This window comes from Kribbella sp. NPDC104740 (assembly GCF_055583505.1).
The window spans coordinates 1-21,279 of record NZ_JBVJNV010000004.1 but is presented as its reverse complement, the minus strand read 5'-3'; the positions used below and the strand labels follow the sequence as shown (position 1 = coordinate 21,279).

20 protein-coding genes are annotated in these 21,279 nt (G+C 71.2%); 5 read left to right on the top strand and 15 right to left on the bottom strand.

Features of this window, described 5'->3' with window-relative positions; genetic code table 11:
• Nucleotides 1-63: 63 nt before the first annotated feature.
• Nucleotides 64-360, bottom strand: a complete 297-nt coding sequence (gene groES / locus ACZ6Z4_RS21130; RefSeq protein ID WP_184798551.1) for a co-chaperone GroES — start codon at nt 358-360, stop codon at nt 64-66.
• Nucleotides 361-644: 284 nt separating this feature from the next.
• On the opposite strand from groES, the gene ACZ6Z4_RS21125 reads away from it, so the two are divergent.
• From ACZ6Z4_RS21125 to ACZ6Z4_RS21115, 3 genes are all read left to right on the top strand, one after another.
• The gene (locus ACZ6Z4_RS21125) at nt 645-1,157 is read left to right on the top strand and encodes a peptidoglycan-binding domain-containing protein (RefSeq protein ID WP_465566882.1); all 513 of its coding nucleotides are present in this window, start codon (nt 645-647) and stop codon (nt 1,155-1,157) included.
• 82 nt (nt 1,158-1,239) lie between these two features.
• Nucleotides 1,240-1,848 carry a peptidoglycan-binding domain-containing protein gene (locus ACZ6Z4_RS21120; protein WP_465566879.1) on the top strand — a complete coding sequence of 203 codons (609 nt, stop codon included), beginning with the start codon at nt 1,240-1,242 and terminating at the stop codon, nt 1,846-1,848.
• 22 nt (nt 1,849-1,870) lie between these two features.
• The gene (locus tag ACZ6Z4_RS21115) at nt 1,871-3,034 is read left to right on the top strand and encodes a class I SAM-dependent methyltransferase (protein ID WP_465566876.1); all 1,164 of its coding nucleotides are present in this window, start codon (nt 1,871-1,873) and stop codon (nt 3,032-3,034) included.
• A 182-nt stretch (nt 3,035-3,216) separates the two neighbouring features.
• Here ACZ6Z4_RS21115 and ACZ6Z4_RS21110 read toward each other — a convergent pair whose 3' ends face one another.
• The 13 genes from ACZ6Z4_RS21110 to ACZ6Z4_RS21050 form a co-directional block, all read right to left on the bottom strand.
• Nucleotides 3,217-3,897: an NUDIX domain-containing protein gene (locus ACZ6Z4_RS21110; protein WP_465566873.1), complete on the bottom strand. Its 681-nt coding sequence runs from the start codon at nt 3,895-3,897 to the stop codon at nt 3,217-3,219.
• Nucleotides 3,894-5,627, bottom strand: a complete 1,734-nt coding sequence (locus tag ACZ6Z4_RS21105) for a CTP synthase (RefSeq protein WP_465566870.1) — start codon at nt 5,625-5,627, stop codon at nt 3,894-3,896. Before ACZ6Z4_RS21105 ends, ACZ6Z4_RS21110 begins: the two co-directional genes overlap by 4 nt.
• A gap of 21 nt (nt 5,628-5,648) precedes the next feature.
• On the bottom strand, nt 5,649-6,674 hold the full coding sequence (locus ACZ6Z4_RS21100) for a glycosyltransferase family 4 protein (protein ID WP_465566867.1): 1,026 nt from the start codon (nt 6,672-6,674) through the stop codon (nt 5,649-5,651).
• A complete protein-coding gene (gene murJ / locus ACZ6Z4_RS21095) occupies nt 6,671-8,260 on the bottom strand; it encodes a murein biosynthesis integral membrane protein MurJ (RefSeq protein WP_465566864.1) in 1,590 nt (529 codons plus the stop codon). The genes ACZ6Z4_RS21100 and murJ overlap by 4 nt, the downstream gene beginning before the upstream one ends.
• Nucleotides 8,261-8,288: 28 nt before the next feature.
• Nucleotides 8,289-9,095 carry a hypothetical protein gene (locus tag ACZ6Z4_RS21090; RefSeq protein ID WP_465566862.1) on the bottom strand — a complete coding sequence of 269 codons (807 nt, stop codon included), beginning with the start codon at nt 9,093-9,095 and terminating at the stop codon, nt 8,289-8,291.
• On the bottom strand, nt 9,095-10,039 hold the full coding sequence (locus tag ACZ6Z4_RS21085; RefSeq protein WP_465566859.1) for a copper transporter: 945 nt from the start codon (nt 10,037-10,039) through the stop codon (nt 9,095-9,097). The genes ACZ6Z4_RS21090 and ACZ6Z4_RS21085 overlap by 1 nt, the downstream gene beginning before the upstream one ends.
• Nucleotides 10,036-11,217, bottom strand: coding sequence for a putative cytokinetic ring protein SteA (gene steA, locus ACZ6Z4_RS21080; RefSeq protein ID WP_363666145.1), 1,182 nt, complete (start codon nt 11,215-11,217; stop codon nt 10,036-10,038). Before steA ends, ACZ6Z4_RS21085 begins: the two co-directional genes overlap by 4 nt.
• A gap of 106 nt (nt 11,218-11,323) precedes the next feature.
• Complete coding sequence (gene recN / locus ACZ6Z4_RS21075) at nt 11,324-13,048, bottom strand: DNA repair protein RecN (RefSeq protein ID WP_465566856.1); 1,725 nt, start codon at nt 13,046-13,048, stop codon at nt 11,324-11,326.
• 4 nt (nt 13,049-13,052) lie between these two features.
• The gene (locus ACZ6Z4_RS21070; protein ID WP_465566854.1) at nt 13,053-13,997 is read right to left on the bottom strand and encodes an NAD kinase; all 945 of its coding nucleotides are present in this window, start codon (nt 13,995-13,997) and stop codon (nt 13,053-13,055) included.
• Nucleotides 13,998-14,015: 18 nt separating this feature from the next.
• Entirely contained in the window at nt 14,016-14,834 is an 819-nt protein-coding gene (locus ACZ6Z4_RS21065) for a TlyA family RNA methyltransferase (RefSeq protein WP_465566851.1), read from the bottom strand.
• Between the two features lie 7 nt (nt 14,835-14,841).
• The gene (locus ACZ6Z4_RS21060) at nt 14,842-16,203 is read right to left on the bottom strand and encodes a hypothetical protein (RefSeq protein ID WP_465566848.1); all 1,362 of its coding nucleotides are present in this window, start codon (nt 16,201-16,203) and stop codon (nt 14,842-14,844) included.
• 1 nt (nt 16,204) lies between these two features.
• The gene (locus ACZ6Z4_RS21055; protein ID WP_465566845.1) at nt 16,205-16,726 is read right to left on the bottom strand and encodes a phasin family protein; all 522 of its coding nucleotides are present in this window, start codon (nt 16,724-16,726) and stop codon (nt 16,205-16,207) included.
• A 198-nt stretch (nt 16,727-16,924) separates the two neighbouring features.
• Nucleotides 16,925-18,034 carry an HAD-IIA family hydrolase gene (locus tag ACZ6Z4_RS21050; RefSeq protein WP_465566841.1) on the bottom strand — a complete coding sequence of 370 codons (1,110 nt, stop codon included), beginning with the start codon at nt 18,032-18,034 and terminating at the stop codon, nt 16,925-16,927.
• A 24-nt stretch (nt 18,035-18,058) separates the two neighbouring features.
• On the opposite strand from ACZ6Z4_RS21050, the gene ACZ6Z4_RS21045 reads away from it, so the two are divergent.
• Nucleotides 18,059-19,213 (top strand): DUF1015 domain-containing protein, encoded by a 1,155-nt coding sequence (locus tag ACZ6Z4_RS21045; RefSeq protein WP_465566838.1) that lies wholly within the window; start codon nt 18,059-18,061, stop codon nt 19,211-19,213.
• Between the two features lie 46 nt (nt 19,214-19,259).
• Here the strand turns inward: ACZ6Z4_RS21045 and ACZ6Z4_RS21040 are convergent, their stop codons facing one another.
• Nucleotides 19,260-20,000 carry a hypothetical protein gene (locus ACZ6Z4_RS21040; RefSeq protein WP_465566835.1) on the bottom strand — a complete coding sequence of 247 codons (741 nt, stop codon included), beginning with the start codon at nt 19,998-20,000 and terminating at the stop codon, nt 19,260-19,262.
• On the opposite strand from ACZ6Z4_RS21040, the gene ACZ6Z4_RS21035 reads away from it, so the two are divergent.
• Nucleotides 19,965-20,615: a hypothetical protein gene (locus ACZ6Z4_RS21035; protein ID WP_465566832.1), complete on the top strand. Its 651-nt coding sequence runs from the start codon at nt 19,965-19,967 to the stop codon at nt 20,613-20,615. The genes ACZ6Z4_RS21040 and ACZ6Z4_RS21035 overlap by 36 nt on opposite strands.
• Nucleotides 20,616-21,279: the final 664 nt, after the last annotated feature.

Below are 21,279 nucleotides of genomic sequence, written 5' to 3'. Positions count from 1 at the left end.
GACTCCGCCCCGGCGCCGGTGTTCGGCACCGGGGCGGTGTCAGTCAGAAACTCTGAGCAGTCGTCACTTGCTGACGACGGCGAGGATGTCGCGGGCGCCCAGGATCAGGTAGTCCTGGCCGTCGTACTTGACCTCGGTGCCGCCGTACTTGGAGTAGATGACCTTGTCGCCGACGGCGACGTCCAGCGGGACGCGGTTGCCGTTGTCGTCGATGCGGCCGGGGCCGGTGGCGAGGACCTCGCCCTCCTGCGGCTTCTCCTTGGCGGTGTCCGGGATCACCAGGCCGGACTTCGTGGTCTGCTCGGCTTCGAGCGGCGCAACGAGGACGCGGTCCTCGAGCGGCTTGATCGTGACCGACACTTGCTGACCTCCACGGTCGAGTTCTTGATGATTCACAGTGCATCAGGACGGCCGTCCCGCCGCCTGCCGTCGCGGGGGTCAGGGGCCGGGGCCGCTGGCACCCTCGCATGGAGAGTGCCAACACCGAATCTAGGCCGCGATTAGCACTCGGTCAACTCGAGTGCCAGAACTCGGCCCACGGCGAACACGCCGACCCGAACCATGACTCAACCTTCGCGTGCCGCCAGGCCGTCTCACTCGGCACAGGGCCCCGCCCAGCGGGCCCCCACGGGAGGGAAGTCACCATGTCCGATCTCCGCCGGTTCCGGCGTCACGTCACCGCCCGCCGTACCGCCGTCGTGCTCACCGCCGCCGCCGTCGCCGCCGTCCCGCTGACCTTCGTCGCGTCCAGCGCGTCGGCCGGGACACAGGCGCTGACCCAGTGCCAGCAGGTCTACAACAAAACCGTCAACAGCGCGGGCTGGACCGTACCGGCGCTGTCGATCTGGGAGGAGAGCAGCACCGTCTGCAACCTGAAGCCCGGTGACCTGCCGCACCGCGACCCGCGCAACCCGTTCGGCGACCCGGAGACGGCGATCAAGACCCTCCAGCGCAACCTGAACTACTGCTACGGCTCCAAGCTCACAGTCGACGGCCGGTACGGCGCCAGGACGGAGGCGGCCGTCGCCGCGGTCCAGCGCCGCCACGGGCTCACCGCCGACGGCATCTACGGCCCGGCCACCCGCTCGGCGATGAACTGGCGGCTCTGGAACCCGAAGCTCGGCCTGTCCAGCGACGCCTGCTACAGCCCGCTGTAACCCGGCCCGTACTTTCTGCGACCAGGGTCTGGGCCTGGGCGGTACGACGTGGGACCGTTCTGTGTGGAGACAAGGAGCCCACATGAGACTGCCCTTCACGGTGCGCAAGCCGTCCGGCAAGGCCCTGGTCGCGATCGCCGCGCTGGTGATCAGCCCGATCGCCGTGGGCGTTGCTGCCGGCGGTGGTCACTCCGCCGACGCACCGCAGGGTGCAGGTGGACCGGCGGCGGCAGCGCCCGAGCCGGCGCCTGAGCAGGTGGCCGGGCCGGCTGCTGACCTCGGCGTACGGGCTGCTGCTGCGGCCGCTGCGCTGGAGCAGTGCCGGAGCGCTCGGCTGGTTCCGGTCGGGAGCGCTGGCTGGGGCGTACCAGCACCGTCGGTCTGGGAAAGCAGCAGCACCCGCTGCAACCTCATGTACGGCGACGACCCGCAGCGCGGCAACGAGACGTTCGGCGACCCGGACACCGCGATCCGCACGCTCCAGCGGAACCTGAACTACTGCTACGGCTCCAAGCTCACCGTCGACGGCGTATACGGCAGCAACACCCGTGCGGTCGTCAAGCAGGTGCAGCAACGGCACAAGCTCGCAGCTGACGGCATCTACGGCCCAGCGACCCGCTCGGCGATGAACTGGCGGCTCTACCACCTGGCCAAGCGCATCTGGAGCAGCGGCTGCTACAGCTCGCTGTGAGCCGTCAGCGCAGAATGAGCGCGTGACACCCCACTCGATCGCCGCCCTGCTCGCCCCACCGGGCTCCGACGTCCTGGCCGAAGCCTGCGCGTCGTACAGCCCTGGCGGCGAGCTGCAGCTGGTCGAGAAGCTCCGCCGCCGGTACGACGCGGAGGTGGTCACCGCCGCGGTCACCCAGGCGTCGCTGCGGCACCGGGCGGTCGCCAAGTTCGGCGCGGACGACGCGGCCCGGATGTACTTCACGCCGGACGGCCTGGAGCAGTCCACCAGGACAGCGGTCGCCGCACACCGCTCCGAGCGGATCGCCTCGGCGCTACCCGGCAGCTCAGTGATCGACCTCGGCTGTGGCATCGGCGGCGACCTCATCAGTGCAGCGCGCGCCGGCCTGCGAGTCACCGGCGTCGAGCGCGACCCGGCGACAGCTGCTGCCGCTGCCGCGAACCTGTCTGCGTTGGGGTTGCCCGGCGAGGTGCTGCTCGGTGACGCGGAGGAGCAGGACCTCACGCCGTACGAGGTGGTCTTCGCGGATCCGGCTCGACGGGCTGATGGCCGCCGGGTGTTCGACCACAACGCGTACTCGCCGCCCTGGTCGTTCATCACCTCGCTGCTGGAGGGCACCGCGTGCGTGAAGGTCGCGCCGGGGATCCCGCACGACGCCATACCGGAGGGGGTCGAGGCGGAGTGGGTGAGCGACGCCGGCGAGGTCAAGGAGGCAGCGCTCTGGTCCGGCAAGCTGTACGGCGGTGCTGCGCGCCGGGCGACGCTGCTGCCGAGTGGCGCATCCGTTGCCGAAGCGCCGGAGGCTGAGGTCGGGCCGGTCGGCCAGTACATCTACGAACCGGACGGCGCGGTCGTGCGCGCCGGGCTGGTCACTGCGGTGGCCGCTGAGGTGGACGGGTGGTTGCTGGACCCGCGGATCGCCTACGTGACCGGGCCGTTCCTGGTCGAGACGCCGTTCGCGTCGGCGTACGAGGTGATCGAAACGCTGCCCTACAAGGAGAAAGCGCTGAAGTCGTGGGTGCGGGCGAACGGGATCGGGACACTGGAGATCAAGAAGCGTGGCGTCGATCTCGATCCGGCGGTGCTGCGGAAGAGGCTTTCGCCGAAGGGTTCTGAGAGCGCGACGCTGATCGTGACGCGGATCGGGCGGGACGCCGTGGCGTACTCGTGCCGGCGGCCGAGCTGACTTGCGCTCGCGGAGTATTCGAACATATACTCGAACACGAGAGCGGGCCTCCGGGAAGCCTGCCGACGGGCGAGGTGCTGCGCTCGTTGCCGACGACTCCCGGAGGTCCGCCACTAACTCGGCCGCGCAGTGCGCGGGCTACGCGCGGGCGGGAGCTCGACCGTCGTACCGCGGGCGCGGGCTCAGCGGTCCTTCGCGGGCCAGGGCGAATCTGCTGGGCGGAGCGCGTCGAAGCCGTCGCCGTTGAGTGCTGCCCAGGCGGCCAGCGAGCCCATCACCAGGATCGGGTTGTGCAGATCCCCCGCGAGCGCCGCCTTCACGACGTCCTCGAGCGGCGCCCACACCGTCTCCATGTCGGCTTCCTCGTGCAGCCGGTCGTATACCTCGTCGGCCGCCGACAGCTCACGCGCCAGGAAGATCCGGACCGCCTCGGTCGTCAGGCCCGGTGAGGTGAACGCGTCCACCAGGACCCGCCAGTCGGCGGCCTTCGTCGCCGCCTCCTCCCACAGCTCCCGCTCGGCACCGATCCGGTACGCCTCACCCTGTACGTCGAGCAGCCCAGCGGGCGGCTCCAGCAGGCGGTAGCCGACCGGGTGCCGGTACTGGCGAACCAGCAGCATCCGGTGGTTCTCGTCGAGCGCGACCACGCCGACCGCGCCCGGGTGCACCACGACGTCCCGCGTGAACGGCTCGCCACCGGCAGGCGGGACCACCTGGTCCCGCCGTACGGAGATGACGCGACCGGTGGCGTGCACGGTCTCCGACGAGCTGACCGACCAGGAGGTCGGCACGTCGACCAGCCCGGCCCCGAACCGCAGCTCGGCCTGCTCCCCCGCCGCGTCCGGCGTACCGGACTGCGTCATCGGGTCTTGGCCTTCGCGGCGCCGGCCTTCACCGGCTCCTTGACCTCCTTGGCGGCCGCGGGGACCTCCTCGACCGGCAGCCGGGACTCGCGCTGCCGGACCAGAGCGGCGGCGATCAGCCCGGAGAACAGCGGGTGCGGCTTGGTCGGCCGCGACCGCAGCTCCGGGTGCGCCTGGGTGGCCACGAAGAACGGGTGCTTGTCGCGGTCCAGCTCGATGAACTCGACCAGCTCGTTGTCCGGCGACAGCCCGGAGAACACCAGCCCGGCGGTCTCCAGCTTGTCCCGGTAGGCGTTGTTGACCTCGTAGCGGTGCCGGTGCCGCTCCTGCACCGACGGAGCGCCGTACAGGTCGCGGACGATCGACCCGTCGGCCAGGTTCGCCGGGTAGAGGCCGAGCCGCATCGTGCCGCCGAGGTCACCGGAGCCGGAGACGATGTGCTTCTGCTCCTCCATCGTCGCGACCACCGGCTGCGCGGCGTCCGGGTCGAACTCGCTGGAGTTCGCCTCGTCCAGGCCGGCCAGGTCGCGGGCGACCTCGATCACCATGCACTGCAGCCCCAGGCAGAGCCCGAGGATCGGGATCCGCGCCTCGCGGGCGTACCGGATCGCGCCGATCTTGCCCTCGATCCCGCGCACCCCGAACCCACCGGGGATGCAGACCGCGTCCACGTCGCCGAGCAGCTTCGCCGCGGCCTCCGGGGTGGCGGCCTCGTCGGAGGCGATCCAGCGCAGCTTCACCTTGGCGTCGTTGTCGAAGCCACCGGCGCGCAGCGCCTCGGCGACCGACAGGTACGCGTCCGGCAGGTCGATGTACTTGCCGACCAGCGCGACCGTGACCTGGTCCTTCGGGTGGTGGACGACCCGGAGCAGCTCGTCCCAGCGGGTCCAGTCGACGTCGCGGAACGGCAGGTTCAGCCGCCGTACGACGTACGCGTCGAGCGCCTCGGAGTGCAGCACCTTCGGGATGTCGTAGATGCTCGGCGAGTCGACGGCGGCCACCACGGCCTCGACGTCGACGTCGCACATCAGCGAGATCTTGCGCTTGACCGCGTCCGGGATCGGCCGGTCGGCGCGGCAGACGATCGCGTCGGGCTGGATACCGATCGAGCGCAGCGCGGCCACCGAGTGCTGGGTCGGCTTGGTCTTCAGCTCACCGCTCGGCGCCATGTAGGGCACCAGCGAGATGTGCAGGAAGAACACGTTGTCGCGGCCGACGTCGTGCCGGACCTGGCGGGCGGCCTCGAGGAACGGCAGCGACTCGATGTCGCCGACGGTGCCGCCGATCTCGTGCAGCACCACGTCGACGTCCGGGCCGGCCATCGCCAGCATCCGGTCCTTGATCTCGTTGGTGATGTGCGGGATCACCTGGACGGTGTCGCCCAGGTACTCACCGCGCCGCTCCTTGGCGATCACCGAGCTGTAGATCTGCCCGGTGGTGACGTTCGCGACCTGCGACAGGTCGCGGTCGAGGAAGCGCTCGTAGTGACCGATGTCCAGGTCGGTCTCGGCGCCGTCGTTGGTGACGAACACCTCGCCGTGCTGGAACGGGTTCATGGTGCCGGGATCCACGTTGAGGTACGGATCCAGCTTCTGCATGGTCACCCGGATGCCCCGTGCCGTCAGCAGACTGCCGAGGCTGGACGCTGTCAGCCCCTTGCCGAGACTGGAGGCCACGCCGCCGGTGACGAATACGTGCTTGGTCTGCTGGGAATTCGAAGCCCTGTCCACGGGCCTTCAGCCTACCTGCTGTCAAGCAGTGGTCGCGACGAGCCCCGCGTAGATGTCGAGAAGATTCTTCGCCACGGCGTCCTCGTCCGGCCATCCGGCGGCCAACTGAAGGCCTTCTGCCCGCCTCGCAGCAGCCGTTTCCGGTTCGGAAAGAAGTTTCCGTACGCCGTCCGCGAGCCCGCGCGTGTCGCCGGGAAAGACCAGCACCGCGGCGTCCCCGACCAGCTCCGGTACGCCGCCGACCGCCGTCGCCACCACCGGTACGCCGGCCTGCAGCGCCTCCTGCAGCACCAGCGCCCGGGCCTCCCAGTGCGAGGTGAGCAGGAAGACGTCGGCCGCGCCGAGCAGGTCGGCCACGTCGTCGCGGTGCCCGAGCAGCCGGACCGGCAGGCTCTCGACGTCGATCCGCGCCTGCAGGTTGTCCCGGAGCGGCCCGTCGCCGACCACGGCGAACACCACACCGGGTTCGGTCTTCGCCACCTCGGCCGCTACCGACAGCAACGTCGGGTAGTCCTTCTGCGGTGCCAGGCGACCCACGGTGAGCACCAGCGGCGCGTCACCGATCCCCAGCTCCTCGCGGACGGCAGCGGAGGGCGTACGGATCTCCGGCATGGCTGGAGCCGCTACCGGCGCCAGGCGCGCCTGGCGGGCTCCTAGGCGCCTGGCGAGCTCGACCAGGTCAGTGGACGCACCGAGCGTCAAGTCGGCGCCACGGGCCACCAGACGCTGTCCCAGGCGCATCACCAGGCCACGGGGGCCTGGCGCGATCACCGCGTTGTGCCAGGTGACCACCAGCGGCCGCAGGTGGGACCGGTCGCGCAGCGCGGCCATGCCCGCCCGGTACCCGTGCGCGTGGACCAGATCGGAGCCCCGCAGGCCTACCGCGGTCCCGACGACAGTTGCGTCGCCGAAGTCGAAGTGCTCGGCCGTGCCGGGCGGTGCGCAGACGACGACCTCGTGACCGGCTGCCAGGTAGCGCGGGACCAGTGAGGCGACGTGCTGGCCGATCCCTCCGCGCGACTCCGCCAGCAGCAGGCCGATCCTCATTGCTTCTCCTCCACCACGGTTGGGACGCCCCGGCGCAGCAGCGCCCTGGCGTCCGGACGGTCGACCAGTACGGCGACCGCGGCGTACACGATCACGACAGCGAGCCCGGACAGTACGGCGAACAGCAGCGCACTCCCCCAGCCGCCGTCATCAGCCGGCAGCGACACGACCCAGCCCGCCGCACCGGCCAGAGCAGCGCCGATCACAGCGGCCACAGTCGCGCGGGACAACCCCTGCAGCACACCAGCTCCAGCAACCCGCTGCAACACCAGCAGCAGGACAACTGCGCCGGCGAGCATCCCCACCGACATGGCAGCAGCCAGAGCCGGTACGGCGTCCCAGCGCAGCGTCAGCACCAGTCCAGCGATCGCCACGAGCAGCCAGGCGCCGCCTGTCACCAGCGCGACCGCCCGGCCGGTGTGGCGGGCGTAGAGCACGCGGCCCGCGTGCATCAGCACGGCGAACCCGATGATCGCCGGAGCGAACGCAACCAGGCCCTGTGCCAGCGACGTCGCCTGGGCTTCCTGCACGCGGCCGTCGTCGTACGCGAAGATCCGGGCCACCGGGATCGCCGTACCGACCAGCAGGGCAGCGCCGGCGCCTCCGGCGAGCATGACGGCGCGCGTGGAGGTTGAGGTGAACAGGGCAAAGCCTGCCTCGTCCTTCGCCTCGAAAGCCGCAGCCAGCCTGGGGAACACCGCTGTGGTGATCGGCACCGCCAGTACGGCGTACGGGAGGAGGTAGACCGCGTTGGCCCAGGTGTAGACGGCGATGCTGCCCGGTACGCCGCGGTGGTTGGCCAGGTAGGTGGTGACGAGGAAGGCGAACTGCTGGGCGACCAGTACGGCGAGGCCGGCCATGGCGAGCTTCCGCAGCACCGGGCCGACCCCTGGGTCGAGCCGGAGCGTCGGGCGCAGCGGCAACCGCAGCAGGAGCATGGGGATCAGCACGGTGAGCGCCAGCGCCAGAACGCCTGCTGTGGTCCCCCAGGCGAGCAGGTCGGCCGCACCGCGCGAGGCCTGGTCGGCGACCGGTGCCTCGACGGCGAACACCAGGTAGGTGGCGACGACGACCAGGCTGGAGATCAGCGGCGCGAGCGCACCGGCCGCGAAACGCTTGTGGGACTGGAGAACGGCCGTGCACACCACGGCGATCGCGTAGCCGAAGATCTGCGGGACGAAGATCACCAGCATCCGGGTGGCCGTCGTAGCAGAGGCGCAGTCGTCGGAGTCGAGCATCGCCGCCGTGTACTGCGAGGCCAGAAGCCAAGCCAGCAAGGCGACCGGCGCCAGCAGGATCAGCGACCAGGTCAGCAGCGCGCTGACGATCCGGCCCTGGGCGGCCTTGTCACCGCGCGCCACCGGCCCGGCGAGGATCGGGATGACGGCACCGGCCAGCGCACCGCCGACGACCACTTCGAACAGGACGTTGGGGAGTTGGTTGGCCGTCGCGTAGGCCTCAGCCAAGCAGCCGGCGCCGACAGTCTTCGAGAAGACCAGCCACCGCCCGAACCCGACGACGCGCGCCAGCACCGTGACGCCCGCGACCAGGAGCGCGGCGCGAGCGATCCGGCCCCCGGCGCTCACCGGGATCGAGCCGGCGAGACCGAGCCGCTCACCGGGGCCGTCGGCCCCACTGGTCGATCTTGTCGAGCGTCGGGTTGCCCGCGATCACCTTGGTGAAGCTGACCTTCTCGCTGGCCAGGTTCAGCGCGACGACCGCGCCGAGCGCGAGCACCTTCAGCGGCCGCGGCAGCGACGCCGCCAGCGCCGTACCGGTGATCGCGCCGAGTCCGTTCGCGCCGCAGTCGCCGAGCATCGAGCGCTCGCCGAGGTCCGACGGAGCGGAGGCCACCGCAGCACCGACAACTGCTCCCGCAGGCCCGGTCAAAGCAACCGGCGCACTCACCGCGGTCACAGCCTTCAACGCGCGCCCCGGCCGCAAGTCCAGCAGGTTCGCCAGGTTCGCCGTACCGGCGATCAACGCACCGTCAGCGACAACCTCGACAATCGCACCCACACCCGACGACTTGCGCGGCAGCAACGCCGCCGCGGCCAGCCCGGCCGCACCGACGCCGAGGATCTTCACCGCGCCGCTCGTCACCTCGCCGCGCTTCAACGCCGACAGGTGACCGCGAAACCCCTTGGTTTCGGTCGCTCCGGCGAGATCGTCGTACGCGCCGACAGCGCCCGACACCGCACCGGCCACCAGCGCGGCCGCCTTGACCCGGCCACTGCCGGAGCCGGCGGCGACACCCGCCAAAGCACCCAGTACGGCGACCGGTCCCTCCAGCAGCGTGACCGTCTCGCCGCGGTGGTTCGTCCGCTCGAACGGGGCCCGCTGCTCCTTCGGCAGCTTCGCCGCGGCACGCTCCAGCCCCGCGGTGGCCGCGGCCGCGACGACCGCTCCGAGCAGACCCATCAGTTCTCCTTCGCCTGCACCGCGGGCGGTGCGACACCGTTCTTCGCGTCGACCCCGCCGTACTGGCCGGCCTTGCCGCCGGCCTGCTCGACCAGGGCGAAGACGACCGTGGCCTGGCCGCTCGGCATGTTCGCGACGTCCACCGAGGAGACGATCTTGGTGGCGTCGTTGTCGCCGCGCAAGGCCTTCAGCATGCCGCCGTTCTGCGCGCTCTCCGGTACGCCCGCGACGACCGCGCCCGAGCTGCCCAGGTCGAGGCCCTCGACGAAGTCGACGGTGTCGGTGTACGACGAGTTGTCCGGCACCGGCGTCGGCGGCTTCGCGGCCACCACGACGACCAGGTTGGCCCGGTCCTTCGGGGTCGGCTTCACCGAGACCAGCTTGGAGTCGGTCAGCCCGCTGAGGATCTTGGTCGACTCCGCGTCGAAGGTCTTGGTGTTGTCGTGGGCGAGCACGCCGCGGGCCAGGATCAGGCCGGCCCGCTGGTAGGTGTTGCTGTCGGCCGGGAAGGTGATGTCCGGGGTGACCAGCTCGTTCACCAGCGGCTCGATCAGCTGGCGCTGGCCCTGGTCGAACAGCTTGGCGTCCAGCGCGACCCGGGTGGTGACCTGCGCGCCGGCCTTCTCGATCGACTCCTGCAGCGCGTTGGTCATGTCACCGTCGGCGTTCGGCACGGTGACGATCGCGATCTTCTGACCGGCCAGCTTGCCGTCGGTCAGCCCCGCGGTCACCTTGGCCACGTAGTCGTCGCGGTACTTGTCCAGCGACTTGGCCTGGATCGCGTCGGCGCGCGCCTGCTCCAGGGCCTGGCGGTCCCGGTCGGCCTGGTCCGCGACGACCTGCGAGGCGGTGCCCTTCAGCGGGCCGGCGCCGAGTACCACGCCGGCTCCGAGGGCGAAGAAGATCGCCACGATCGAGACGATGTGGTAGCGAAAGTCGATCACGTGAACAGCTCCCGGATGTGGAAGTAGATTTCGTTCCAGCGCGCCCGCAGGATCGACCACAGGATGTCGTCGGCCCCGATGGCGACCATGGCCACCCCGAGCGCGAACAGTCCGGACACGATCAGCGCGACCATCTGGAAGGTGGAGACGCGGCTGCGGTAGAGCCGGCCGACGCCCTTGGCGTCCACCAGCTTGGCACCGACGCGCAACCGGGTGATGAACGTGCTGGCCATCCCGGCGCGTCCCTTGTCCAGGAACTCGACCAGCGAGTTGTGCGTGCCGACCGCGACGATCAGCGACGCGCCCTTGGAGTCGGCCAGCAGCATCGCGACGTCCTCGCTGGTCCCGGCCGCCGGGAACTCGATCGAGTCCACCCCCAGCCGCTCCAGCCGCTCCGAGCCCGGCGCGCGGCCGTCACGGTAGGCGTGCACGACCACCTCGGCGCCGCACTTCAGCGTCTCGTCCTTGACCGAGTCCATGTCGCCGACGATCAGGTCCGGGACGTAGCCGTTCTCGACCAGAGCGTCGGCGCCGCCGTCGACCCCGATCAGGACCGGCCGGTACTCGCGGATGTAGGGCCGCAGCGCGACCAGGTCCTCGCGGTAGTCGTAGCCGCGGACGACGATCAGCACGTGCTTGCCGTCCATCGCGGTGTGCACAGCCGGTACGCCGACGCCGTCGAGCAGCAGGTCGCGCTCGCGGCGCAGGTACTCCAGGGTGTTCGCCGTGAACGCCTCGAGCTGAGTCGACAGCCCGGCGCGGGCGTCGTCCATCAGCTGCGCGACGGTCTGGCTGTCCTGGGTGACACCCTTCGCGACGACTTCCTCACCGCGGTACAGGACGCCGTCGTGCAGGCGGACCCGCTCGCCTTCGTGCAGGACCGAGAAGACCTCGCGGCCGACCCCGTCGACCAATGGGATCCCGGCCTCGACCAGGATCTCCGGACCGAGGTTCGGGTACCGGCCGCTGATCGAGTCGGCGACGTTCACCACCGCCGCGACCTGGCAGTCGACCAGCGCCTCGGCGCTGACCCGGTCCAGGTCGACATGGTCGATGACGGCGACCTCGCCCGGCTTCAGCCGTTTGGTGAGATTCTTGGTACGCCGGTCCAGCCGGACCACTCCGGCGATCCCGGGCAGCTCGGTGGGGCGTGCTCTACGCAGGCTGGGCAGTTTCATCGCGCTCTCATCCTGCCATGTCAAGAGCCCCCCGCTCGCCTTTTGCGGGCATCCAGCGACAGGTACCCGGGTGACGTAGCGTTAAATCATTCCTTTGACGGAGCGCTCAGCGCTTCTTCCGCTTCGGTTTGGTGCGACGCTCCGCAGCCAGCGCGAGCAGCTCCTCGGCGTGCGCCTGGGCGGCGTCGGAGTTCTCCAGGCCGGCCATCATCCGCGACAGCTCCTTGAGCCGGGCGTCGTCGTCGAGGGCGACCAGACCGCTGGTGGTCACCGACCCGTCGTCACTCTTCAGTACGACGGCGTGACGGTCCGCGAACGCGGCCACCTGCGGCAGGTGGGTGACCACGATGACCTGCGCCTTCTCGGCCAGCCGGGCCAGCCGCTTGCCGACCTCGACCGCGGCCCGGCCGCCGATCCCGGCGTCGATCTCGTCGAAGACCAGCGTCGGCACCGGGTGGGTGTCGGACAGGATCACCTCGAGCGCCAGCATCACCCGGGACAGCTCGCCGCCGGACGCCGCCTTCTGCAGCGGGCGGGCCGGGCTGCCCGGGTTCGCCGCGAAGCAGAACTCGATCTCGTCCGCGCCGTACGGGCCCGGTTGCGTCTCGTGCACCTCGACGGTCAGCGTCGCGTGCGGCATCGCCAGCCCGGTCAGCTCCTCGGACACCGCGACACCGAGCCGCTCGGCCGCCTCCCGGCGGGCCGCGCCGATCTTGCCGCCCAGCTCCGTCAGCTGCACCTGCAGCTCGGCGCGCTCGGCGGTCAACTGCTCGACGCGCTCGTCGCTGCCGTCCAGCTCGATCAGGCGCTCGGCGGACCGCTTCGCCCACTCGATCACCTCGTCGACCGTGCCCTCGGCGTCGCCGTACTTACGCACCAGGCCGGTCAGCAGGCTGCGGCGCTCGCTGACCACGGCCAGCCGCGCGGGGTCGGTGTCGACGTCAGCGACGTACGACGAAAGCTCGCCGGCCAGGTCGGCCGCCAAGTACCCGAGCTCGCCCGCACGGTCGGCCAGCTCGGCCAGCTTGGCGTCGTGCTCCCGCTCGCCGTCGAGGACCTGCTTGGCCAGCGACAGCAGACCCAGCACGTCACCCGGCCGCGTCGAGTCGAGATCCTCGGAAGCCAGCGCCTCGGCCGCTGTCGTCGCCGCGGTGCGCAGGCCGTCGGCGTACGCGAGCCTGCCCTCCTCGGCGGCCAGCTCCGCGTCCTCACCGGGCAACGGCTCGGCCTTGGCGATCTCGTCCAGCCCGAAGCGCAGCAGGTCGGCCTCGGCGAGCCGGTCGCGCTGCCGCGTCGTCAGCTCGGTCAGCTCGGCCTCGACCTCACGATGCCGCCGGTACGCCGTCGCGTACTCGCCGAGCGGAGCCAGCACGGGCTTGCCCGCGAAGGTGTCCAGCGTCTCCCGCTGCCGCGCCGGCTGGAGCAGCCGCCACTGGTCGGCCTGGCCGTGGATCGCGACCAGGTCGCCGGAGACCTCGCCCAGCACCGATACGGGGACGGATGCGCCGCCGAGGAACGCCCGGGAGCGGCCCTCCGACGACAGCTCGCGCGCGATCAGCAGCTCGTCGTCGTCCAGCTCCCCGCCACGGTCCTCGGCCTGCTGCACGATCGACCGCGGCACCGCGCTGGCCCGGCCCTCGACCCGCGCCCGGCGTACGCCGTGCCGCACCAGGCCGCTGTCGGCGCGACCGCCGAGCAGCATGTTCACCCCGGTCACGACCATCGTCTTGCCCGCGCCGGTCTCGCCGGTGACCGCGGTGAACCCCGGATCGAGGTCCAGCGTCGCGTCCTCGATCACGCCCAGCCCGGTGATGCGGATCTCCGAGAGCATCTGCCTAGATCTCCTCTTGAGCGGACTTCTTACGGCGGTGTTCGGCGGCGCCGCGCCATCCCAGCACAGGAAGGTCGAACTTGGCCACCAAACGGTCGGTGAACGGTGCCTCGTGCGCGCGGGCCAGCCGGACCGGTGTCTTGCCGCGACGGACCTGGATCCGGGCGCCCGGCGGCACCTCGACCATCCGCCGGCCGTCGCACCACAGCACGCCGCGACCGTGCCAGGCCGCGATCAGCTCGACCATGACCTGCGAGTTCGGCGCGACGACGATCGGGCGCGAGAACAGTGCGTGCGCGCTCAGCGGGACCAGCAGGATCGCCTCGACGTCCGGCCAGACGATCGGCCCACCGGCGGAGAACGCGTACGCCGTACTGCCGGTCGGTGTGGCCAGGACGACGCCGTCGCAGCCCCAGCGCGAGAGCGGGCGCCCGTCGACCTCGACCAGCACCTCGAGCATCTTCTCCCGCGCGGCCTTCTCGACACTGGCCTCGTTCAGCGCCCAGGTGTCGAAGATCAGGTCGTCACCGACGTACACGTCGACGGCGAGCGTCATCCGCTCCTCGACCGTGTAGTTGCGATCGACCACGACCTCGACGATCCGCTCCAGGTCCTCCACCTCGGCCTCGGCGAGGAAGCCGACGTGGCCGAGATTGACGCCGAGCACCGGCGTACCGTGCGGGCGGGCCAGCTCGGCGCCGCGCAGGATCGAGCCGTCACCACCGAGCACGATGATCAGCTCGACGTCCTGGGCCGCCTGGTCCGGGTCGTCGGAGATCTCCACCGGCTGCAGGTCGAGCTCGGCGGCCTCCGCGCCGACCAGCCGCACGACGATCCCGGCCGCGGTCAGCAGCCGGTGCGCCTCGCGGGCGACCTCGACCGCCTGATCACGCCCGGTGTGCGTGACCAGCAGGACGCGCCGCGGCTCGGTGACAACCGGCTCAACCACGCGGACCTGCTTTCCGGATCACTGGGGACCGTTCTCGACGGCGTTCTGGAGCATCGTCTCATCGAGTGGCGGTGCGGAACGCCGTATCCACAGGAAGTACTCCACATTTCCCGACGGCCCCGGCAACGGACTCGCCGCCACCCCCTGCACACCCCACCCCAGCCCGGCGGCCTTCGCGGCCACCCCGCGTACGGCGTCCGCCCGCAACTCGGGGTCGCGCACGACGCCGCCCTTCCCGAGCCGCTCCTTGCCGACCTCGAACTGCGGCTTCACCATCAGCACCAGATCGCCGTCCTCCTTGACGACGCCGAGCAGCGCCGGCATCACGATCGTCAGCGAGATGAAACTCAGATCGCTCACGACCAGATCAACCGGCTCCCCGCCGATGTCCTCGAGGGTCAGCGTCCGGACGTTGGTCCGATCCATCACGGTCACCCGCTCGTCGGTCTGCAACGCCCACACCAGCTGGCCGTACCCGACGTCGACCGCGATCACGCTCCCGGCGTCGTTCCGCAGCAACACGTCGGTGAACCCACCGGTCGAAGCGCCCGCATCGAGGCACCGCCGACCCTTCACCTGTACGCCGCTGAACGCCTCCAAGGCGCCGATCAGTTTGTGCGCCCCACGACTCGCATACCCCGGATCGTCACTCTCCGACGTATCCACCAGAATCGCCGCGTCCGCTCCCACACCTGTCGCCGGCTTGGTCGCCACGGTCCCCGCGACCTTCACCTTCCCCGCCGCGACCAGCTCACTCGCATGCTCCCGCGACCGAGCCAGCCCCCTGCGCACCAACTCCGCATCCAGCCGAGACCGCTTGACGCCTCCCTTGGCCACTTCCCAGTCAGCCCCGGTCGCCCGACTCAGCGTCCGCCTCCACCAAGGCCGCCTGCAACCGCTCATGCAGCTCGGCGTAAACCTCAGCGTGCTCGCCGACGGGAAGATCCCGAAGCCCGTCCAACCGAGCCATGGTCTCCTCGACGAGCGGATGAGAGTCGCCCTCGAAGACCTCCTCCCGCTGCACCGGCTGAGCCGGCCGCGAGCTGAACTCACCCGGTTGCCCCGCCTGCACTGGCGGCGCAGGCCGAGGCGAGGCCCCGCTCGGCTGCCCCGGCGCTCCCTGAGGAGCCGCAGTCCGAGGCGGCCCACCAGCCGGAGCACCAGGCCGAGGCGCAAACCCACCCGCCGGTGCCGGCGGCGCAGGCCGCGGCGTGAACGCAGCAGGTGCTGCCGGACTCGGCGACGGCGACGTCTGCCGGTTGGCAGCTTCCTCCGCCTCCAACTCAGCCATCAGCTCAGCTTCAGCGCGGCGCTCGGCCTCGTCCGCCTCCGACTCCTCGGCCGGCACCGGCGTACCGTCCGCCGACGTCAGCTGAAAGCCGGGCACCGCAGGCGGCGTCGCGCGGGGAGTGAACGCAGCAGGTGCAGCCGGGGTCGGGGCAGCAGGCTGCACCGGCGTACCGTCGGCGGACGTCAACTGGAACCCAGGCACCGCAGGCGGGGCCGGGCGGGGAGTGAACGCAGCAGGCGCTGCCGGGCTCGGGGACGGCGGGCTCGGGGGTGTGGACTGCGTGCCAGCGGCTTCTTCGGCCTCCAGCTCGGCGAGCAGCTCCGCCTCGGCTCGGCGCTCGGCCTCCTCAGCTTCCAGCTCCGCCTGGAACTCCGCCTCCGCGCGCCGTTCGGCCTCATCCGCCTCCGGCTCAGCTGGGGGCTGGTACGGCGCGGCCGCGATCGGCGTACCGTCCGCGGACGTCAGCTGGAAGCCAGGCACCGCAGGCGGCGTCGGGCGGGGTGTGAATGCAGCAGGTGCGGCCGGGCTAGGTGCGGCGGGGTCTGGTGAAGCCGACTGCGTAGGGGCGGCTGCACCCAGCTCCGCGGACGGTGCCGGCCGCTCAGCCGGTGCAGATTCGGACCGGTCCGCAGGCTGCGTAGCGGCTGCCTCCTCCGCCTCCAGCTCGGCGAGCAACTCGGCCTCGGCTCGGCGCTCGGCCTCCTCGGCGTCCAGCTCCGCCTGGAACTCCGCCTCCGCGCGGCGTTCAGCCTCGTCGGCCGACTCCAGCGACGCCGCGAAGGTTTGTTCGGTGTCCTCGGGTTCCGGCTCGGTGTCGTAGTCGGGGGCCGGGCGCTCCGTGGGGTCAGGGTCGAAACCGGGTTCGACGTCGGGGTCGAACGCGGGCCGCACCTGCTCACCGGGGTGTTCGGTCACTTCACGCCTTCTTCGCCGGAGCCTTCTTGGCCGTCTTCTTCGCCGGGCCGGCCGTCTTGTTCGCGACCGGCGCGGGCTTCTTCGGCGCGCTCTTGCGCACCGCCGGCTTCTTCAACGGCGTGGCCTTCTCGGCTGCCGCTGCCGCCGTACCGGCTGCGGTCGCGGCGGCAGATCCGGCCACCGCCGCCGACTCCGCCGCGGCCCGCGCCTCGGCGAGCTCCTTCTCCAGCTTGTCCACGCGCCGACTCAGTACGCCGACCTCCTCGGTGCGCACGAACCCGAGCCGCGACACCGCGCCCTCGACCTCGTTGGCCACGATCGCCTGCAGCAGCTGGCGGTTGCTCTTGCTGGTGGCAACGATCTCGTCGGCCAGGTCGGTGACCTTGGTGGTCAGCCCGGACGTCAGCGCGTCGGCCCCGGTCTGCTGGAGCAGCGCTTTCGCCGCCTGTTGCGCCCGCTGCCGAGTCACCTCGGTCAGCCCGTTCGCCAGCTGTACGTAGCCGCGCAGTGCGTCCATCACCATGTCTGCCTCCTCGCGTCGTCCCCGCAACGGTATCGCGCCACCCCCGCAACACCAGCCTGGACGCCCTCCGCCACACCCGAATCCCGGCCCCTCGGACACCGAACCGAGGCAGCGGACAGGAAATACCCAGTCCCCACCCCCGATTTCCTGTTCAAGCCCCCGACTGCAGGCTCGGCGAGGCGGGGGCGGGGGCGGGGGTTACTTGTCGAGGCCTACGCGGTGGAGGGCGGCGTCGATGGCGATCGAGCCGAGGGCGGGGCCCGGCTTCGGCAGTGGGCGTCGGCCGCGGCCAACCGCCTTCGCGGTCGGCTTGGCGGTCTTCGCCGGCTCGTCGGTCGCCGTCCACACCGCCGACAGGATCGCCCGCAGCCCGTCGTACGGCTCGCCCTCGCCCTTCACCGACACAGCGCCGCTGACGACCTCGGCGATCCACCCGCCGCAGGTGTGCTTGGCGCCCTCGACCTTCACCCCGGGCTGCTTCTGCGCCAGAGCGCTCAGGTCAGGAGCGATGTACGTCGGCCGCTGGTCCTTCGGCGCCCGCGCGAGGTCGTGCGCGTCGTGCACCCCGGTCGCCACCCAGAGGCTCGCGATCCCCACGGCGTGCGCCCCGGCGATGTCCGAGTCGAGCCGATCCCCGATCATCAGCGGCTTCTTCGCCTTCAGCCGCTCGATGCTCGTCTCCAGCAGCGGCGGCTCGGGCTTGCCGGCGACCACCGGATCGACCTCGACAGCAGCCCGGATCGCCTGCACCAAGGTCCCGTTCCCGGGCGCCATCCCGCCGGCGGTCGGGATCGTCAGGTCGAGGTTGGTGGCGTACCACTTCGCGCCCTCGTTGATCGCGTGCGCGCCGTCCGCGAGCATCACCCAGCTCACATCGGGATGAAAGCCCTGCGCGACAGCAACCGGGTGCGCGTCGCTCGACCGCACCGGCCGCATCCCGTACTCCTCCAGCGCCGAGGTCAGCCCCTCACCCCCGACGACGAGCACCGGCGACCCCTCCGGGAACTCCTCGGCGATCAGCTTCGCGGCCGCCTGCGCGGACGTGACGACGTCCTCGGCGATCACGTCCAGCCCGAACGACGCGAGGTGCTCGGCGACCACCGAGGCCGGCCGGCTCGCGTTGTTGGTGATGTAGCCGATCCGCAGCCCTTCCTTGGCCGCTTTCCGCAGGTTCTCGGGCGCGTCCGGGACCGGATCGGGCCCGACGTAGACGACCCCGTCGAGATCGAGCAGCGCCACGTCGTACCGAGTGGCGAGCGGTTCGTCACAAGCGGACAGTGGTGCGGGTGATTCGCGTTCGTCCGTCATCTGTCCCCCCGTACGATGCGGCCCATGTCTGACGCCACCCTGCGCCTCGAGCCGCTGCGCGCGTGGCGGTTCGTCGCGGGCAAGGTGAGTGCGCTGGGTGCGGTCACGTCGCCGCCGTACGACGTGCTGGAACCGGCGCTGGTCCGGCGGCTGACTGACTCTGATCTGCACAACATGGTGAGGCTCATCCTTCCACGCGACCCTGAACTCGGTTCCAGCCGGTACGACGGTGCAGCGCGCCGCCTGGTCGACTGGCAGCAGGCGGGGATCGTGGTGCAGGACAGCAGGCCCGCGCTGTACGTCTACGAGCAGAAGTTCCGCGGCGCTGTGCTGTGCGGACTGGTCGGTGCGCTGGGCCTCGACCCGGAGCGCCGGGTGGTGCTGCCGCACGAGGACGTGATGCCGCAGTGGGTGGACGACCGGTTCGAGCTGATGGTTGCCACCGACGCCGATCTGGAGCCGATCCTGCTCGCGTACGGCGGTGGCGGCGCGGCCAGTGATGCCGTCGACGCGGCCCGGTCCGGTAGGCCGTGGCTGGTGGCCGAGACGGAGAACGGCGCGCATCACCGGATCTGGCGGATCGACGACCCGGAGCAGTTGGCGATGATCGCCGCCGAGCTGGCCACGCACGAGGCGCTGATCGCCGACGGCCACCACCGGTACGCGGCGTACCTGGAGCGGGCCCGCCGGGAGCCGCACCGGCCCGGGAGCGCGGTGGGGCTCGCCATGCTCGTCGACAACGACCGGCACCCGCTGACGCTCGACCCGATCCACCGCGTCGTACCTGGTCTGTCGCTGGAGACAGTAGAGCGCCGTACGCCGGACAGCTGGGAGGTGCTCCCGGGGCGAGTGGACGGCGTACCGGACCGGGTGGCGGTGTCTGACGGGTCGTCGTGGGTCACGCTGCGCTCTACTGCGCACCGGGTGGAGCCGACAGTGTCACTGCTGCACGAGGAGCTGCTGCCTGCGTGGGGCGTACCTGTGGACGAGGTGACGTTCCACCACGCCCTGGCGGACGCGCTGGCCCTGGCTGGGCCGTCACAGGCCGCTGTGGAGCTTGTGGCACCGCGGCTGGACCAGGTGCTGCAGTCGGCTGTCCGGGGGATCGTGCTGCCGCAGAAGGCGACGTCGTTCGGTCCGAAGCCGCGGGTGGGGCTGCTGTTCCGCACGCTCGACTGAACGCGAAAGGGCCCGACGCGTCGGCGTCGGGCCCTTCCGGTTCGTACTAGTCCTTCTTGTCGTCCTCGGCGTCGAGGTCCTCGTCGGCGTCGTCCTCGTCGGTGTCGTCTTCCGAGTCGACCTCGTCGGTCTCGTCCTCGTCGGTGACCTCGATGATGGTGTCTTCGTCGTCCTCGTCGTCGAGGTCGGTGAAGTGCAGGCCCTCGAGTTCGGCGGCGCGCTCAGCGGCTCCCGTGGAGCCGTCCTGGTCGGCACCGGCGGCGCGGTGGAACCAGATCAGCGCGTCGTCGGTCCGGCCGGCCTCGGCCAGCGCGTCGGCGTACGCGTACCGCAGGCGCGGCAGCCAGTCGGCGCGGGTCCGCTTGGTCAGCTCCGGCACCTCGAGGGTCTGGATCGCGGCGGCGGTCTGGCCCATGTCGCGCCGGGCGCCGGCGGCCACGATCAGCATCTCGATCTGGGTGGACTCCTCGAGCTGCAGGACGATCGGCTCCCGGGACAGCGCGAGCGCCTTCTCCGGGCGGCCGAGCGCGCGCTCGCAGTCGGCCATCATCGCCAGCACCTCGTGGTTACCGGTCATCCGCCGTACGGCGCGGAACTCGGTCAGCGCCTCGTCGTAGTGCTCAGCCAGGTACGCCGTGATGGCGACCGCTTCGCGGACCCCACCGAGACGCGCGGCGAGCCGGCGGGCGACGCGAGCGTGCTGGTAGGCGAGCTCCGGCTCGTCGTCGAGGAACCGGCCGGACGCGACCAAGTGCTGCGCGACCAGGTCGGCCAGGCTGCGCGGCAACGACCGCAGCTCCGCCTTGACGCCGCGGTCGAGCTCGGCCCCGGTGATCCCTTCCGGAATCTTCGGATCGTCCCGACGCGGACCGGCCTTCTCCTCGTCCCGACGGTCGTTACGCCGGTCGTCGCGGCCGCGAACGTCCCGACGCCCGGCAACCCGCTCGTTCGGACGGGGCGTCCCGGTACCGCGCTGATCGCGCCCACCGCGCTCTTCCCGCCGGAACCCACCGGACCGCTCACCGCCACGGGCCCCACGGTCGTCCCGCGAGAACCCACCAGACCGCTCACCACCGCGCGAACCGCCACGGTCGTCCCGCGAGTAACCGCCGGACCGCTCGCCCCCACGGGATCCACGGTCATCCCGCTGGAACCCACCGGAACGCTGCCCACCACGGTCGTCGCGCTGGAACCCACCCGAGCGCGGCGCACCACGGTCATCGCGCTGGTAACCGCCGGAGCGCTCGCCCCCGCGGTCGTCCCGCTGGAACCCGCCGGAGCGCTGCCCACTGCGGTCATCGCGCTGGTAGCCGCTGCGGTCGTCACGCCGGTAGCCACCCTCGCGGGAGCCTCCACGGTCGTCACGGTCGTTCGAGCGGTAACCGCCGCGGTCGTCGCGTGAGCCGCCGCGGTCGTCACGCCGATCGCGACGGAAGCCTTCGTCGTCGCGCCGGCCGCGGTACCCACCGCGGTCGTCACGCGAGTCACCGGAGAGCTGTCCCTTGAAGGGGTCCCTCTCCGCCTTGTCGTCCCCACGGGAGCCGGCGAACCCACGCCGGTTCTCACCGTCACGCGGTGCACTGCTTCCACCCGTACGAGGAGCGCCCCCGCTGCGGGGACCTCCACCCGTACGAGGAGCTCCGCCGGAACGCGGCGCACCACTGGAGCGCGGCCCACCTGCGCGCGGACCGTCTCCACGACCCGATGCACCCCGGTAGCCCGAGCCACCAGAGGAGCCAGAACCGCTCGAGCCTGAGTTGCCGGAGCCGGAGCGGCCTCGGCCAGTGGAGTCGGAACGCCCACCGCCTGCTCGACCGGGACGGCCGGCGACGCCGGACGAACCACGGCGATCACCCGAGCCGGGACGGGGGTTACGAGGTGGCGTAGCCACGGTGACTCCTAACGGTCGTGCGTAGGTGTTGCGCTCAACAGACAAAAGTACAGGGTCGGACGCGGTGCTCCGGCCCCCACAAATGTTAAGGGCCACCCCGGTGTGGGGTGGCCCTTAACAGTGTGAATGTCCGGCGACGTCCTACTCTCCCACGACCTCCCGGTCGCAGTACCAT